Source organism: Bacillus sp. NPDC093026 (genome assembly GCF_044754665.1).
Taxonomy (GTDB): Bacteria; Bacillota; Bacilli; order Bacillales; family Bacillaceae; genus Bacillus; species Bacillus maqinnsis.
Window position 1 is genome coordinate 261,718 of the sequence record NZ_JBIVPN010000002.1, and the last position, 16,578, is coordinate 278,295.

Genomic DNA, 16,578 nt, shown 5'->3' on the forward strand with positions numbered 1-16,578 from the left:
CTCCTTTATAAAAAGTACGAGAACATGGCGCCAACCCATTCCAGCGGACGTGACAAAAGCGGACGCTGTGTCAATTTCTCCTCTGTCATAAGCTCAGACACTTCCATGTGCTCCCGAATCTTTTCCTCTACGTGTGCAGTAAAGTCGGCATCATCAATGACCACATCTACTTCCTCATTTAAAAACAAGCTACGTTTATCAAAATTTGCTGTACTGATCATGCAGCGACTTTGATCAATCAGCATCGCTTTTGCATGATAGAAGCCTTTATAAAAACGATAAACGAGACAGCCAGTTTCAATCAGATTTTTTAGATAATGAAAACCTGCTTCTTTGACAAGAGGATGATCTGCCTTCATTGGAATGACGATTTCCACTGTTACTCCCCGCTTTCGTGCATCGAGCAGGGCCTGAAGAAGTTGTTTCGATGGAATAAAATAAGGTGTGCAAATGATCACCTGTTGCTTTGCATGTTGAATATCATGAAGTAATAATTGTTCAAGCGAAAAGCCAGCAGTCGCACGTGTCGTACATGGTAATGTTCCCGGTTCAAGTGTAGGAAAAATCTCGTATTGTAGCTGATGAATGCCAGATGAACGGAACAAATCATTTAGGAACACATGCTGCAGGTCTGCTACAATTGGTCCTGTCAATCTCAAATGATAATCCTTCCAAATGCCGAAACGTCCTTTTTTGCCTACATATTCATCTCCAATATTAAATCCGCCAATATAGCCTATTTTTCCATCAATAACTGTGATCTTGCGGTGATTTCTCATATTTAGTCGATAAATAAAAAACGGAAAACGGGGTTTATTTAAAAAGTAGAACTGAATACCGCTTTTTTTCAGCATTTGTATTGTTTGTTGATCAAACGAATATGATCCTATCCGATCGGTCAGTAAAAAGACAGAAACCCCTTGTTCCGCTTTGGCTTTTAGTGCTTGTAAAACTCTTTGCCCGATCTTGTCGTTCTTTACAATAAAGAACATCATATGAATAGAAGAAGAGGCCTGTTTAATATCAGTGAGTAACTGATCAAAAAGTGGTTCCCCATCATGATAAAAGACTGCATCGCCACTCGTTTGTTCAAAGGACCGTTCAAAAGCGTGTGCAGAAAAATATTTTTTTGCTATATAAAGATCTAACATCACAAGCAGTGCCAATGCGATGAGTATGAGTAGGATGATCAATGCGATCATGAAGGTTCCTCCTTTTTTGCATATTTCATTAGTGTACCCAAACGTGTAAAAAATATTGACTGAATACTCATTCATTATTTATGATAGAGGTACAACATGGAAACGGAACAAAGAGGTTTTTGGGGAATGAAAGGGGGAGGGCAAGATGGATAGCCTTTTAATTGTTAACTTTATCGCATTTGCGGCGGTGACCGCTTACGCTGTTTATTTGTTTATTTATCTCATTCGAACACGTACGGCGTATATTCGCCTTGGCAAAAAGGAAGAGTTCCAAAAGGACTTAAAGAAACGCTTCAAACGTGTATGGGTCAATGTGTTTGGACAAAAGAAACTGTTAAAGGATAAAAAGAGCGGTATCATACATGTGCTGTTTTTCTATGGGTTTATTCTTGTTCAGTTTGGTGCTCTTGATTTTATTATGAAGGGGCTCGTTCCAGATAGCGGGCTACCGTTAGGCTCACTGTATGGTGTCTTTACTTTCTTCCAAGAGATCGTCACGCTCCTAATTTTAGTAGCAGTTGTTTGGGCGTTTCATAGAAGGTATGTGGAGAAGCTTGTACGCTTAAAACGAGGCTTTAAGTCAGGTCTTGTGCTTTTGTTTATTGGTGGTTTGATGCTGACCGTATTACTTGGGAATGGCATGAATATCATCTGGCATGAGCATTCACTATCATCAAACGAGCCAATTGCTTCAAGCATTGCCTTCTTGTTCAGTGGGCTGTCACCAATGACCGCTGCCGTTGTTTTTTATATTGCATGGTGGGTACACCTTCTGATATTGCTTACTTTTTTAGTATATGTTCCGCAGTCAAAACATGCCCACCTCATTGCAGGACCAGTTAACGTGTTTGTCAGCAGGTTGGACCCGCCAGGCAAGCTGAAAAAAATTGATTTTGAAGATGAGACACAAGAGACCTTTGGTGTTGGGAAAATTGAGGATTTTAGACAATCTCAACTGATTGATCTTTACGCTTGTGTTGAATGTGGACGCTGCACAAATATGTGTCCGGCGACTGGAACGGGTAAGATGCTCTCGCCAATGGATTTAATATTAAAATTAAGAGACCATTTGACGAATAAAGGAGCTGCTATTACATCCAAGACACCTTGGGTACCGCAGCTTGCCTTCAGGCAGACAACAGGTAACCAATTGGCAATGCAGGCAAGAGGAGCTGGAGCGGAAGAATCAGCAGCAGGAATTCTATATCATCCGTCTCTCATTGGTGAGGTGATGACAGAAGAAGAGATATGGGCTTGTACGACATGCCGGAACTGTGAAGATCAATGCCCTGTCATGAATGAACATGTTGATAAAATTATTGATATGCGCAGATATCTTGTACTCACAGAAGGGAAAATGGATGCAGATGCACAGCGTGCGATGACGAGCATCGAGCGTCAAGGAAACCCTTGGGGGCTGAATCGGAAAGAAAGGGAAAACTGGCGTGATCTTAGAGAAGATGTGTATGTGCCAACAGTGAAAGAACTGAAAAAAGAAGATAAAACTTTTGACTACTTATTCTGGGTTGGCTCAATGGGTGCGTATGACAATAGAAGCCAAAAGATTGCGCTCGCCTTTGCAAAACTGCTCAATAAAGCAGGGGTCTCCTTTGCCATCTTAGGCAATAAAGAGAAAAACTCAGGTGATACACCAAGAAGGCTTGGGAATGAATTTTTGTTTCAAGAGCTCGCGACGAAGAACATTGAAGAATTTCAGAAAAATGGCGTCAAGAAGATCGTAACGATTGATCCACACGCTTATAATGTATTTAAAAATGAATATCCAGACTTCGGGCTTGATGCAGAAGTGTACCATCATACAGAATTGCTTGCAGAGCTTGTCAAACAAGGAAAATTAACGCCTGTACATGAAGTGAATGAAGTGATTACCTTTCACGATTCTTGCTATCTTGGCAGGTATAACGAGGTATATGATCCACCAAGAGATATTTTAAAAGCCATTCCTGGTGTGACGCTGAAAGAGATGGAGCGTCATCGTGAAACAGGGATGTGCTGTGGTGCTGGTGGAGGCTTAATGTGGATGGAAGAGGAGACAGGAACTCGCATTAATACAGCGCGTACCGAGCAGGCCTTGCAAGTAAAACCATCCATTATCAGCTCCGGTTGCCCATATTGTTTGACGATGCTTGGGGATGGGACAAAAGCGAAGGAAGTAGAAGAGCAAGTTGGTACATTTGACGTTGCTGAGATTCTTGAAAAATCAGTATTTGGTGAGACCAAGACACAAGCTTCATAAAGATGACATGCCGATGAATTCCATGTTCGTCGGCATGTACTAGGTGTCTATAACAAACGGTTTGACTTGAATGTAAGCGGTAACAAATTGGAGGGAGAAACGATTGAGCAGAACTGTCATCGTAGCTGGAGCGAGAACGCCATTTGGAAAACTGGGAGGATCTTTAAGTAGTTTCACTGCCGCTGAATTAGGAGGGATGGCCATAAAGTCTACATTGGAAAAAGCCTCAGGTTCTCACGAAATAGATGAGATCATCATGGGAAGTGTGCTTCAAGGAGGTCAAGGACAAATTCCATCAAGACAAGCGGCAAGATATGCTGATATTCCATGGTCAGTTCCAACGCAAACGATCAATAAAGTGTGTGCTTCTGGAATGCGTAGTGTGAGTGTAGCCGACCAAATCATTCGAGCTGGAGATGCAAAAGTGATTGTGGCAGGCGGAATGGAGTCGATGTCTCATGCACCATATCTTCTTAAAAAAGCAAGATGGGGCTACAAAATGGGAGACGATGCTGTGGAAGACGCTATGATTTCAGATGGATTAACCTGTTCATTTACAGGTGTTCATATGGGCGAATATGGAAGTCATGCAGCGAAAGAACTTGGGATTACGCGAGAAGAACAGGATCTATGGGCGCTCAGAAGTCATGAGCGAGCTGTCGAAGCTCATAGGAGCGGTTTTTTCCAGAATGAAATCACCCCAGTCACGGTCAAGACTAAAACAGGGGATCAATTCATGGCAGCAGATGAAACACCTCGGCGTGATACGTCATATGAAAGATTATCAAAGCTCATGCCTGTTTTTGATGCGAGCGGCACAATCACAGCTGGGAACGCACCTGGTGTCAATGATGGTGCATGTGCCCTCCTTTTAATGCAGGACACATATGCAGCACATCACGGTGAAAAACCAATGGCCGTCGTGCTTGGGCATGCACAGGTGGCACTAGAGGCAAAGGATTTCCCGAAAACCCCAGCTCTTGCAATCGAAAAGGTCTTACAGAAAACAGGAAAACGTTTAGAGGATATTGATTTGTTTGAAATCAATGAGGCCTTTTCTGCTGTAGTACTGGCATGTGAGAAAATACTGGCGCTAGACCGGCGTAAAATAAACATCAACGGAGGGGCAGTAGCACTCGGTCATCCGATCGGAGCAAGTGGAACGCGCATGATACTGACCTTAATTCATGCATTGAAACAAAGAGGAGGCGGCATTGGTATCGGAGCCATTTGCAGTGGGGGCGGTCAAGGGGATGCATTGATGATTCAGGTGGAATAAAAGAGGAGGGGTTATGATCATGAGTACAGAAGAGACCGTCATGGTCGTCGGTGCTGGTCAAATGGGAACAGGGATTGCACAAGTATTTGCACAGTCTGGTTATACCGTCCTGCTCCATGATGTAGCAGAAGAACAGGTCCATAGAGCCATTTCTTCCATGACCAAACAACTGACGAAGCGGGCGGAAAAAGGAAAAGTTGCACATCAAGCAGTCCGTGATATCACGCAACGGCTTGCGGTCTCCACAGATTTAAAGGATGTGAAGCAGGCTCATATGGTGATTGAAGCTGCGTCAGAGCAAATGATCGTAAAAAAACAAATTTTCGAAACCCTTGATCAATATGCAGAGGATCAGGCGATATTTGCGACCAATACCTCTTCCTTGTCGATCACAGAATTAGCAGCAGTCACAAAAAGACCAGAGCAAGTCATTGGCATGCACTTTATGAATCCTGTCCCTGTCATGAAGCTTGTTGAGGTGATCCGAGCGTTGCAAACAAATGATCAAACCTATCAGATCGTTTGTGAAACAGCCAAAAAACTAGACAAAACACCGATTGAAGTAGAAGACTTTCCGGGTTTTATTTCAAATCGTATTTTGATGCCGATGATTAATGAAGCCATTTACGCCCTTTATGAAGGGGTGGCAGATGCAGAAAGTATTGATGGCATCATGACACTTGGCATGAATCATCCAATGGGTCCGCTTCGTCTCGCCGATTTAATCGGGCTTGATACATGTTTATTTATTATGAATACTCTTCACGAGGGGCTAGGGGATAGTAAATATCGACCTTGCCCACTCCTTAAAAAATATGTGAATGCGGGCTGGCTTGGCAAAAAGACAAAGAGAGGTTTTTACACATACCACGATCTCTCATAGGGGGAGTCAAGATGGATGTTTTACTAACAGAAAAACAGCGTCTTTGGAGAGAACAAGTAGCGGAGTTTGCACATCAATATGTATTCCCTGAAATAGAGAACATGGAAAAAGGCCGATTTCCTAGAAAACTTTTAACTGATATGAGTAAGCAAGGTTTCCTAGGTATTCCAATCCCTTCCGCATATCATGGATTAGGAGCAGATTTTACAACCTATATTATTGCCATTCACGAACTGTCTAAAGTGAATGCGGCCATTGGTGTCATCGTTTCAGTTCATACATCCGTTGTGACAATGCCCATTTTAGCATTTGGCACGAGCCGGCAAAAAGAGTCATATGTTCCGTTGCTTGCTACTGGGCAGAAGCTGGGTGCATTCTGTCTGACAGAGCCTACGGCTGGGTCAGATGCTTCAAGTATTCAGCTAAGGGCAGAGCGATCAGACGAACATTATGTGTTAAATGGGACGAAAATTTTTATCACAAGTGGAGGAGAAGCAGATGTGTACCTTGTGTTTGCAGTGACGGACCCCTCTTCGACTAAAAAGAATATATCGGCTTTCATTGTCGAGAAAGGCACGCCAGGGTTTACTGTTGGAAAAGATGAGAAAAAGATGGGACTTCATGGATCAAAAACAGTGACGCTTCATTTTGATGGGGTTCGCATCCCGAAGGAGCAGTTGCTCGGCGTTGAGGGAGAAGGCTTTCAAATTGCCATGTCGAGCTTAAATGCGGGGAGAATCGGCATCGCAGCACAAAGTCTTGGCATTGCAGAAGCAGCATTGACCGAGGCAGTATCTTATCTAAAGCAGCATCCAGCCGGGATTGAGACGACCATTCGCCTTGGCGATATGGCGGCTAAATGGGAAGCGGCTAAGCTGCTTGTCTATCAGGCCGCATCTTATAAACAAGCGAATCGACCGGTCACAAAGGAGGCATCGATGGCAAAATTATTTGCCTCCAAAGCGGCGGTCGAGATCAGTACAGAGGCCATCCATTTGCTTGGCATGGCGGGTTATACAAACAGATACAAGGCAGAACGTTATTTTCGTGATGCGAAGATTTGTGAAATATATGAAGGGACAAGTGAAATTCAAAGGTTAGTCATTTGTAAACAGCTAATGAAATGAGGTGCCACGAATGCAGTTCCAATTAAGCGATGAACATGAAATGATACAAAAAATGGTGAGAGACTTTGCAATAAATGAAGTGGAGCCAACAGCAGCAGAGCGAGACGAGACAGAAACTTACGATCCAACCATTTTTCGTAAGATGGCGGAGCTTGGATTAACAGGGATTCCTTGGCCAGAGGAAGTTGGCGGTATTGGTAGTGATTATTTGGCATATGTGATTGCTATTGAGGAGCTCTCAAGGGTATGCGCCTCCACTGGTGTAACACTGTCCGCACACACATCACTTGCCTCGTGGCCCATCTATTCATTTGGAACAGATGAGCAAAAGGAGAAGTACTTAAAGCCGCTGGCAGAGGGGCAAAAGGTAGGGGCATATGCACTGACTGAAAGTGGTTCCGGATCAGATGCTGGCGGTATGAAGACAACAGCGATGAAAGTAGGAGACGAATACGTATTAAACGGTGCGAAGATATTTATTACAAATGGTGGGATTGCAGATTTTTATATTGTGTTTGCAGTGACAGACCCAGAGGCAAACTCTCGGAATATCACTGCCTTTATTGTAGAAAAAGAGACGCCAGGTTTTTCCGTTGGCAAAAAGGAAAGTAAACTTGGTATACGTTCCTCTCCAACGACTGAGATTGTTTTTGAAGATTGTCGTCTTCATGAAGAGAATCGCCTCGGTCAAGAAGGGGAAGGCTTCAAAATCGCAATGATGACGCTGGACGGTGGAAGAAATGGAATTTCTGCACAGGCTGTCGGGATTGCTCAAGGTGCACTCGATGCAGCGGTTACCTATGCAAAAGAGCGCCGACAATTTGGAAAGCCAATCATTCAGTTGCAAGGTATTGCTTTCAAGTTAGCAGATATGGCTACAGCCATTGAGGCTGCAAGGTTGCTCACATATCAGGCGGCGTGGCTTGAATCAAATGGCCTTCCTTATGGAAAGGAATCAGCCATGTCCAAACTCTTTGCTGGTGATACAGCCATGAAGGTGACAACAGAAGCGGTTCAGATCTTTGGCGGGTACGGCTATACAAAGGATTATCCAGTTGAACGCTACATGCGTGATGCGAAAATCACGCAAATCTATGAAGGAACGCAGGAAATACAGCGGCTTGTCATCTCAAGGAAACTGCTAGATATTTAGAAAATGAGCACAGACCACCTGAACGTAAAATCTTTACTTCATACTGGAATATTAAGCTTTGTGATGCAAATCGAACTGGCAACCCATATGTAGTAATGATGGATACACATAACCCACAACAGACCTACTAAAGTATCTCATTGATGATATAGTTGAACCAGCATACAAGGTAATAGTCAGATTTTCCTTAATTTAAGATCATTTCCAGTAATGATCCATATTATACTGTATGTTAAAATTGGAAGAAATATAAATATGGGAGGTTATTATGACCACAACTACTTCCATCTTAGCAATAGTAACTATGGTTATATGGATTATGGTTTCCGCAGAACTTTCGAAATCTTCAAAGAAGGACGATAAAGAAAAAAGCCGTAGAAAATTAATCGTATTAATGTCCGCAGGAACTTTATTGACCATAGCTGTAGTAATCTCATTACTTCAGAATATCTAGCTTTAAAATAAAGCATAAAAGAGGTTTTTTTCATCTGATTTTTAGAAAATATTATTTAGTATATGTAAAAATTGGTAATAATTTCTTAGACGTCAAATACTTAAAGCAAAGCACAATGCTTGAGAAGTAAGTTGTGCCGAAAAGAAATGAAATTATCTTGGATTTAGCAGAAGTGTTAGTGATTAGCCTCATCCTAGAAGAGAATGGATTTATAAAAATGATGGATACTAATACTAGAACAGTCAAAAACAATTATTTGCAACATTAATTCAAAAAAATAAAGCCTTATTTACTATGTCATATGCTAGTTTTTGTAAGCAATGGAAAGCATCAATTCTCTTTGCTGCACCATTTATAATTGATGCTTTAATTTCCTTAGTTAAAGAAATAGTCACTATATTGTGATGAATGATAATTAGAGCACTAACTTGCAAGTGAAGAAATAAGTTTGATCGTTGATTATTCAAAATAAACAAAGCTTGCTAAAAAGAGGTAACTGTATTAGTACAAAATGAAGTCAAGGTGCATCAAAGAATAATGGCTAAATATCAAGTTTTTTCAATGAGGGTACACGTAGACATAAACCCGTTTACGTGTACCTTTTTATAAAGCATTATGAAAAAAACAGACATTTACTTCGTCCGCTCGATAGCCGACCAGGTGCTTATTGTCATGTACAGACATTATATCCATTCGCCTAGATTGTCGCGGGCTGTTTCGGTTTCATCCATGTGAAAAAGACCTAACGGGTAAGCGATCCCATCCCAAATATGATGCAGAGGGAAAGGGTGAGAATAAAATAGATTTTCTTGCCTAACGGTGCAAAGCGGCTGGCTGTTTTTTTGCTGAAGGGCCAACAATGTACATTTTAATCAACAAAGCGGTGACAAAACCGAGCACATAGCTGAGGAACCTTTCTAACCACGTCATATGTCCATACTGACCATTTAGAAATAGATTGTAAAAGAACATCACTGAAAACATACAAAAACACATCAATACACCAAATTGTAAATCTTCTATTTTTGTCATTGTCAATTCGATCAACCTCTAAAAATTAGTCTACTCATTATAGATTTTTGTATCAAACGGTAGTAAGTGAACATTTTAGTTCCCTTTTTAAAGAAGGAGAAATAGCTTTTATGCTATCAAAACGGAAGATAAAAAAGCACACATAAAGTGTAAGGCATACGAGAACCAGTCCAATTCTGTGCACATGATTATCCTCTGGAGGCTCCTCATGAGAAAAAATCAAAATTTAACTACGATAAAGGTGGCATAAACTCCCCTCATTTGTTTATAATGAGAGGTATGGTTTGTCGTCAGAATAAGGTATAAATACTTATTATTTCACTGATAAATGGATACATACATGTAATAGAAAGGGAGTGTCTGACCTTGAGTTTGAAAGAATACTCACAGGAACAGCTCAAACAAATGTCTTTAGTTGAACTTGCTTATGAAATTTTCAGAGACAGTAAAACACCGATTACGTTTACAGAGTTAATAGATGAAATGGTTCGTTTGCAAGGGATACAAAAATCTGATCTCAATGATCGACTTGCCCAATTTTATACAGACTTAAATATAGATGGTCGTTTCATTTCGCTTGGTGATCAGAGATGGGGACTTCGTAGCTGGTATCCAGTTGATCAAATCGAAGAAGAAGTTCAGCCAGCCGTTAAAACAAAAGCGAAAAAGAAAAAAGTAAAAGCTGCAGTCATTGAAGAAGACTTTGATGATTTAGAAGAAGAAATCGATGAGCTTGAAGAAGATATTGACCTTCTTGATGACGACGATGATCTAGATTTAGATGATGAAGAAATCGATGAAGAGCTAGATGAATTCGACGACGATGAAGATGATGACGACCTAACTGAAATTGACGAAGATAATTTAGAGGACGAAGAGGAAGAGAAATAAACCTCATAAACCGACCGTCACAACTGGACAAAACCATCTTGACTTTCGAGAGCGAACTATGTAGTATGTATTTTGGGCTCTCTAAAAAAAGAGTACGTCAAGATACGTTCATTTACGCTCCCTTTCATTTATTTGAAAGGGAGCTTTCTTATTTTTCAAAAAAGTTAGGGATACAATTTAATTGGATGAAGCTGTGCATGTCTAGTCATGCAAGGGTAAAAAAGAGAGGAGTATACGAAATGACAAAGTATATTTTTGTAACAGGAGGAGTTGTTTCCTCACTTGGAAAAGGGATCACGGCTGCATCATTAGGTCGCCTTTTGAAAAACAGAGGGCTGGATGTGACCATTCAAAAATTCGATCCTTATATAAATGTAGACCCAGGGACAATGAGTCCATACCAGCACGGAGAGGTTTTTGTCACAGATGATGGTGCTGAAACCGACCTTGACTTAGGTCACTACGAGCGTTTTATTGATATTAACTTAAATAAGTACAGCAACGTGACGACTGGTAAAATCTATTCAACTGTTCTGAAGAAAGAGCGCCGCGGTGACTATTTAGGCGGTACGGTTCAGGTGATTCCCCACATTACAAATGAAATCAAAGACCGTGTATACCGTGCAGGTAAAGAAACCGGTGCAGATGTCGTGATTACAGAGATCGGTGGTACAGTTGGAGATATTGAATCTCTACCATTCCTTGAAGCGATTCGTCAGATGAAGAGTGATATCGGTCGTGAAAATGTAATGTATATTCACTGTACCCTTGTCCCTTATATCCGTGCAGCAGGTGAGCTCAAAACAAAGCCGACACAGCACAGTGTAAAAGAATTGCGCAGTCTTGGTATTCAGCCAAACGTCATTGTTGTGAGAACAGAAATGCCAATGACACAAGATATGAAGGATAAAATTGCACTATTTTGTGACATTGATACAAAAGCTGTCATTGAATGTCAGGATGCAGATACACTCTATTCCATTCCGCTTGATTTGCAAAAGCAGGGATTGGACAAGCTTGTATGTGAGTACATGAAGCTCGATTGCAAAGATGCGGACATGAATGAGTGGAAGGCACTTGTAGACAAAGTACAGAACCTTTCAAAACAAGTAACAATTGGCCTTGTCGGAAAGTATGTTGAATTGCAGGATGCGTATATCTCTGTCGTAGAATCACTTCGTCATGCAGGTTATGCGTTTGATGCCGATGTCCACATCAAATGGATTAATGCAGAAGAAGTAACAGCAGATAATATAGCTGATTTAGCACATGATGTAGACGGTATTATCGTACCTGGTGGCTTCGGAGATCGCGGAGTTGAAGGGAAAATCATTGCGACACAATATGCTCGTGAAAACAAAGTGCCGTTCTTCGGTATTTGCTTGGGTATGCAAGTCGCGTCTATCGAATATGCAAGAAATGTGTTAGGTTTTGAGGGAGCACATTCAGCGGAAATTGATCCAGAAACGAAGTTCCCAATTATCGACCTTCTTCCAGAACAAAAGGATGTAGAAGATCTCGGCGGAACACTTCGTCTTGGACTATACCCTTGTAAATTAAGTGAAGAGACAAAAGCATTTGCTGCGTACAATGATGAAGTGGTATACGAACGTCACCGTCACCGCTATGAATTCAACAACGAATACAGACAACAAATGGAAGCAGCAGGATTTGTTTTCTCTGGTACAAGCCCAGACGGACGCCTTGTTGAAATTATCGAGCTAAAGGATCATCCGTGGTTCCTTGCCTCTCAGTTCCACCCAGAATTCACTTCAAGACCAACAAGACCACAGCCGTTATTTAGAGACTTCGTAGGTGCTTCACTGCAAGCAGCCGAATCAAAATAAAACAAAAAACTGCCGAGATGATCATGTTCTCGGCAGTTTTTTTATTCGTATTCTTCTATGATTTCTTTGACAGTAAAAGAAAGTGCGTGGTACACGTATAAGCATGTCATCAAAGCAGGATAACCGAACCGTGTTCCATCTTCAGCAGGTACAAGTGGTTTTTTGAGCTGGAAATCAATGTGGACATCACAATGTTCCTCAATCGTTGACGGTTCTGTTTGTGCTGGTCCCACACCTACAATCGGTGTACCTTGTGCATAAAGCTCTTTGACAAGTGATTTAATTTCCTCGTCTTCTGGATCGGAATAAAAAAGTAGCACCCTGTCACCTGCATGGAGTGAGGCACGTTCTTTTTGATCATGCGGAAGCACGTTGCAGCTCGGAAATGGTTCCTTGCTTTCGGATGCTTCTATGGCCACAGCTGCTAGTTCGTGCTTACCGTAAAAATAAACAGAATGTCCACTCACCACGGCCTGGGCAAGAAGGCGTGCACCGTCTTCAATAGATTCTGCTTCCTTTTCTCCAATACGTGAAAAAATACCCGATAACTGGGTTGTAAAAATTTTTAACAAGACTCATTTCCTCCTTCGGTCAGATCATTTTATAATAGAATCTCAAGAGAATGTTAGGAAAAATGCTCAGAAAATCTCAGAAAATGTCGTAAAGTAAACTATTATAAATAAAGGAAATGTGAAAATCAAACAGAATTATTTAACAACTGCTCTTTTTATGACGAAAAATGAAAGCAATGGGGTGTAACGGATGAATGAGAAAATTTTAATTGTCGACGATCAGTACGGTATTAGAATATTGCTGAATGAAGTGTTTCATAAAGAAGGCTATCAAACTTTCCAAGCAGCGAATGGACTTCAGGCGTTAGATATTGTGAAAAACCATAGACCGAACCTCGTCCTGCTTGATATGAAAATTCCCGGAATGGATGGAATTGAGATTTTAAAACGCATGAAATTAATTGATGAAGATATTCGCGTCATCATTATGACAGCGTATGGTGAACTGGACATGATCCAAGAGTCAAAAGAACTTGGCGCACTTACTCATTTTGCAAAGCCATTTGATATTGATGAAATCAGAGATGCTGTAAAAGAATATTTGCCGCTTGAAACAAATGGTTAAATGGAAATGATTGAATCGATTCATTCTGTTGCCGATTTGTCGAATAATTGGTATTCTAGATAAGAAGAAGAAAGCGATCTAAGTGTACATATGACGAGAAATTCTGGTCATGCTAGGGTGGAGAGCTTTTTTTAGTAAGCAAATTAGCTACATAGGGAGGATTTTTCATCATGCCTTTAGTTTCAATGACAGAAATGTTGAAAGATGCAAAAGAAAAAGGTTATGCTGTCGGACAGTTTAACTTAAATAACTTAGAATTTACGCAAGCGATTTTACAAGCTGCTGAAGCTGAGAAGTCTCCAGTCATCTTAGGAGTATCAGAAGGAGCAGGACGCTACATGGGTGGCTTCAAAACAGTTGTCGCTATGGTGAAAGCGTTAATTGAAGAATATAATGTAACAGTTCCTGTTGCGATTCATTTAGATCACGGTTCAAGCTTTGAATCTTGTGCGAAAGCGATCCATGCAGGATTTACTTCTGTAATGATTGATGCTTCACACCATCCATTTGAAGAGAATGTGGAAATAACTGCAAAAGTAGTAGAACTTGCACATATCCACGGTGTATCTGTAGAAGCTGAGCTTGGAACTGTTGGCGGACAAGAAGACGACGTCATTGCTGATGGTGTTATTTATGCTGATCCAAAAGAATGCCAAGAGCTTGTAGAACGTACTGGCATTGACTGCCTTGCGCCTGCACTAGGCTCTGTGCATGGTCCATACAAAGGTGAACCAAACCTTGGTTTCGCTGAAATGGAAGAAATTGGAAAAACAACTGGTCTTCCGCTTGTTCTTCATGGCGGAACAGGCATCCCAACTGCTGATATCAAGCGTGCAATCTCACTTGGTACAGCAAAAATCAATGTCAACACTGAAAACCAAATTGCTTCTGCAAAAGCAGTTCGCGAAACACTTGCTGCAAAAACAGAAGAGTATGATCCACGTAAATATCTTGGACCAGCTCGTGACGCAATTAAAGCGACTGTTATCGGCAAAATGCGCGAATTTGGTTCTTCTAACCAAGCATAATTTGATGAGAACCGAGAGCCGCCTGAGTCACAGGCGGTTTTCTCCATATCTTGAGAAAGCGCAAACAAATTTACATTTCAGACAATTTATTGATAGGAGAGTGGCACTGTTATGTTATTTTTCGTAGACACAGCTAATATTGCAGATATCAAAGAGGCACATGAACTTGGTATTTTAGCAGGTGTAACAACAAACCCTAGTTTAGTAGCGAAAGAAAAGGGCGTCTCATTCCATGATCGTCTCCGTGAAATCACTGATGTGGTTTCAGGTTCTGTCAGCGCTGAAGTCATTTCCTTAAAAGCAGAGGAAATGATTGAAGAAGGTAAAGAGCTTGCTGCCATTGCCCCAAACATTACAGTCAAAATTCCAATGACAACGGACGGTCTTAAGGCAGTCAAAGCCTTAACGGATCTTGGCATTAAAACGAACGTTACCTTGATCTTTAATGCGAATCAGGCATTGCTTGCAGCTAGAGCTGGTGCGACATACGTTTCTCCATTCCTTGGTCGTTTAGATGACATTGGTCACAATGGTCTTGATCTCATTAGCGAAGTGAAAACCATCTTTGATGTTCATGGATTAGATACACAAATTATTGCTGCATCCATTCGTCACCCACAGCATGTGACAGAAGCCGCTTTAAGAGGTGCTCATATCGGTACAATGCCACTGAAAGTCATTAAGCAACTGACAAAACACCCGTTAACGGATGCAGGCATTGAACAATTTTTAGCAGATTGGAATAAATAAGTGATTGTGGCAGGCGGAAAAAGTTTTCCGTTTGCCGCAGTTTCTTGCGAAAACGCTAAGAAATGTTTTGTGCAAAGAAGAGAACATCACAGCCTCGCAAAGCTTCGATTATTTTTCTTCCGACAAATTTCGTTTAACCTGTATTCTTTCTCTAGATATTGGCTAAATTTTGGACAAGACCTTTTTAAGCGCGACATCCACAATCAGTATAACTCCAACAGTGATCTTCTTTAAGAAGGGAGATAAATATGGAAAAGTTAAACATTGCCGGCGGTGATCCCCTTCGCGGGACCGTACATATTAGTGGTGCAAAAAATAGTGCTGTTGCACTGATTCCTGCCACGATTCTCGCTGATTCCCCAGTCACAATTGAGGGCCTTCCGCACATTTCAGATATTTACACATTAAGAGATCTTTTAGAAGAAATCGGTGGGAAGGTCATATTTGAAAAGGGGGAAATGGTTGTCAATCCTGCAAATATGATTAGCATGCCGCTTCCTAATGGGAAAGTGAAAAAACTGCGTGCGTCCTATTATTTAATGGGTGCTATGCTTGGCAGGTTCAAACAAGCTGTCATTGGTTTGCCAGGAGGATGTCATCTAGGACCTAGGCCGATTGATCAGCATATCAAAGGCTTTGAAGCACTTGGGGCAGAAGTGACAAATGAGCAGGGTGCAATTTATTTACGTGCCGAAAAATTAGTCGGAGCCCGCATTTATCTTGATGTTGTCAGTGTAGGTGCGACCATCAATATTATGCTTGCTGCCGTGCTGGCTGAAGGAAAAACAGTCATAGAAAATGCCGCAAAGGAGCCTGAAATCATTGATGTGGCAACACTACTTGCAAGCATGGGAGCAAAAATCAAAGGGGCGGGTACAGATGTCATTCGTATTGAGGGTGTAGAATCTCTACACGGCTGCAAACATTCAATCATCCCTGACCGCATTGAAGCAGGTACATTTTTAATTGCTGGTGCTGCGATGGGGGATGAAGTTGTACTTGATAATGTCATACCAACTCATTTAGAATCAATTACGGCGAAACTTAGAGAGATGGGGTTCACAATTGAAACGAGCAACGATCAGATGCTGATTGTTGGGAAAAATGAAGGACTCAAGCCTGTCGATATCAAAACCCTTGTGTACCCAGGCTTTCCGACTGACCTCCAACAGCCGATGACTGCACTGTTAACAAAAGCGAAAGGCACAAGTGTGGTCACAGATACGATCTACTCTGCCCGTTTTAAGCACATTGACGAATTGCGCCGAATGGGTGCAAACATGAAAGTTGAGGGGAGATCTGCCATTATCACAGGACAAACACAGCTTCAAGGTGCAAAAGTAAAAGCGAGTGATTTGAGAGCGGGTGCTTGTCTAGTGGTTGCAGGATTAATGGCAGACGGAGTGACTGAAATCACAGGGCTTGAACATATTGACAGAGGATATAGTATGCTTGAGGAGAAGCTTGAAGGCTTGGGTGCAACCATCTGGCGTGAAAAGCTGAATGACCGAGAAATAGAAGAACTTCAAAATTCATAA

At 41.5% G+C, this 16,578-nt stretch carries 14 protein-coding genes; 11 read left to right on the forward strand and 3 right to left on the reverse strand.

The features are described from left to right. Positions 1 to 5 precede the first annotated feature (5 nt). Entirely contained in the window at positions 6 to 1,202 is a 1,197-nt protein-coding gene (gene cls / locus ACIQCE_RS06270; RefSeq protein WP_400494043.1) for a cardiolipin synthase, read from the reverse strand. Between the two features lie 145 nt (positions 1,203 to 1,347). Here cls and ACIQCE_RS06275 point away from each other — a divergent pair, with 145 nt between their 5' ends. From ACIQCE_RS06275 to ACIQCE_RS06295, 5 genes are all read left to right on the forward strand, one after another. Next, complete coding sequence (locus ACIQCE_RS06275) at positions 1,348 to 3,459, forward strand: heterodisulfide reductase-related iron-sulfur binding cluster (RefSeq protein WP_400494044.1); 2,112 nt, start codon at positions 1,348 to 1,350, stop codon at positions 3,457 to 3,459. Positions 3,460 to 3,562: 103 nt separating this feature from the next. Then, the gene (locus ACIQCE_RS06280) at positions 3,563 to 4,738 is read left to right on the forward strand and encodes an acetyl-CoA C-acetyltransferase (protein WP_400494045.1); all 1,176 of its coding nucleotides are present in this window, start codon (positions 3,563 to 3,565) and stop codon (positions 4,736 to 4,738) included. Between the two features lie 19 nt (positions 4,739 to 4,757). Further along, the gene (locus tag ACIQCE_RS06285; RefSeq protein ID WP_400494046.1) at positions 4,758 to 5,621 is read left to right on the forward strand and encodes a 3-hydroxybutyryl-CoA dehydrogenase; all 864 of its coding nucleotides are present in this window, start codon (positions 4,758 to 4,760) and stop codon (positions 5,619 to 5,621) included. An 11-nt stretch (positions 5,622 to 5,632) separates the two neighbouring features. Beyond that, on the forward strand, positions 5,633 to 6,748 hold the full coding sequence (locus tag ACIQCE_RS06290; protein WP_400494047.1) for an acyl-CoA dehydrogenase family protein: 1,116 nt from the start codon (positions 5,633 to 5,635) through the stop codon (positions 6,746 to 6,748). Positions 6,749 to 6,758: 10 nt separating this feature from the next. Continuing rightward, positions 6,759 to 7,901, forward strand: coding sequence for an acyl-CoA dehydrogenase (locus ACIQCE_RS06295; RefSeq protein WP_400494048.1), 1,143 nt, complete (start codon positions 6,759 to 6,761; stop codon positions 7,899 to 7,901). A 1,267-nt stretch (positions 7,902 to 9,168) separates the two neighbouring features. Here the strand turns inward: ACIQCE_RS06295 and ACIQCE_RS06300 are convergent. Continuing rightward, on the reverse strand, positions 9,169 to 9,387 hold the full coding sequence (locus ACIQCE_RS06300; RefSeq protein ID WP_483861786.1) for a DUF2798 domain-containing protein: 219 nt from the start codon (positions 9,385 to 9,387) through the stop codon (positions 9,169 to 9,171). A 366-nt stretch (positions 9,388 to 9,753) separates the two neighbouring features. Between ACIQCE_RS06300 and rpoE the strand changes: the two genes are divergently transcribed. Together rpoE and pyrG are read left to right on the forward strand one after the other, a co-directional pair. Beyond that, positions 9,754 to 10,278: a DNA-directed RNA polymerase subunit delta gene (gene rpoE, locus ACIQCE_RS06305; RefSeq protein WP_400494050.1), complete on the forward strand. Its 525-nt coding sequence runs from the start codon at positions 9,754 to 9,756 to the stop codon at positions 10,276 to 10,278. A 239-nt stretch (positions 10,279 to 10,517) separates the two neighbouring features. Further along, positions 10,518 to 12,125: a glutamine hydrolyzing CTP synthase gene (gene pyrG / locus ACIQCE_RS06310; RefSeq protein ID WP_400494051.1), complete on the forward strand. Its 1,608-nt coding sequence runs from the start codon at positions 10,518 to 10,520 to the stop codon at positions 12,123 to 12,125. 41 nt (positions 12,126 to 12,166) lie between these two features. Here pyrG and ACIQCE_RS06315 read toward each other — a convergent pair whose 3' ends face one another. Further along, entirely contained in the window at positions 12,167 to 12,697 is a 531-nt protein-coding gene (locus ACIQCE_RS06315; RefSeq protein WP_400494052.1) for a DUF2529 domain-containing protein, read from the reverse strand. A 190-nt stretch (positions 12,698 to 12,887) separates the two neighbouring features. Between ACIQCE_RS06315 and ACIQCE_RS06320 the strand changes: the two genes are divergently transcribed. The 4 genes from ACIQCE_RS06320 (at position 12,888) to ACIQCE_RS06335 (ending at position 16,578) form a co-directional block, all read left to right on the forward strand. Further along, positions 12,888 to 13,262, forward strand: a complete 375-nt coding sequence (locus ACIQCE_RS06320; RefSeq protein ID WP_003214681.1) for a response regulator — start codon at positions 12,888 to 12,890, stop codon at positions 13,260 to 13,262. A gap of 170 nt (positions 13,263 to 13,432) precedes the next feature. After that, positions 13,433 to 14,290, forward strand: coding sequence for a class II fructose-bisphosphate aldolase (locus ACIQCE_RS06325; RefSeq protein WP_353854317.1), 858 nt, complete (start codon positions 13,433 to 13,435; stop codon positions 14,288 to 14,290). 111 nt (positions 14,291 to 14,401) lie between these two features. Then, entirely contained in the window at positions 14,402 to 15,040 is a 639-nt protein-coding gene (gene fsa, locus ACIQCE_RS06330; protein WP_353854318.1) for a fructose-6-phosphate aldolase, read from the forward strand. A gap of 248 nt (positions 15,041 to 15,288) precedes the next feature. Further along, entirely contained in the window at positions 15,289 to 16,578 is a 1,290-nt protein-coding gene (locus ACIQCE_RS06335; protein WP_400494053.1) for a UDP-N-acetylglucosamine 1-carboxyvinyltransferase, read from the forward strand.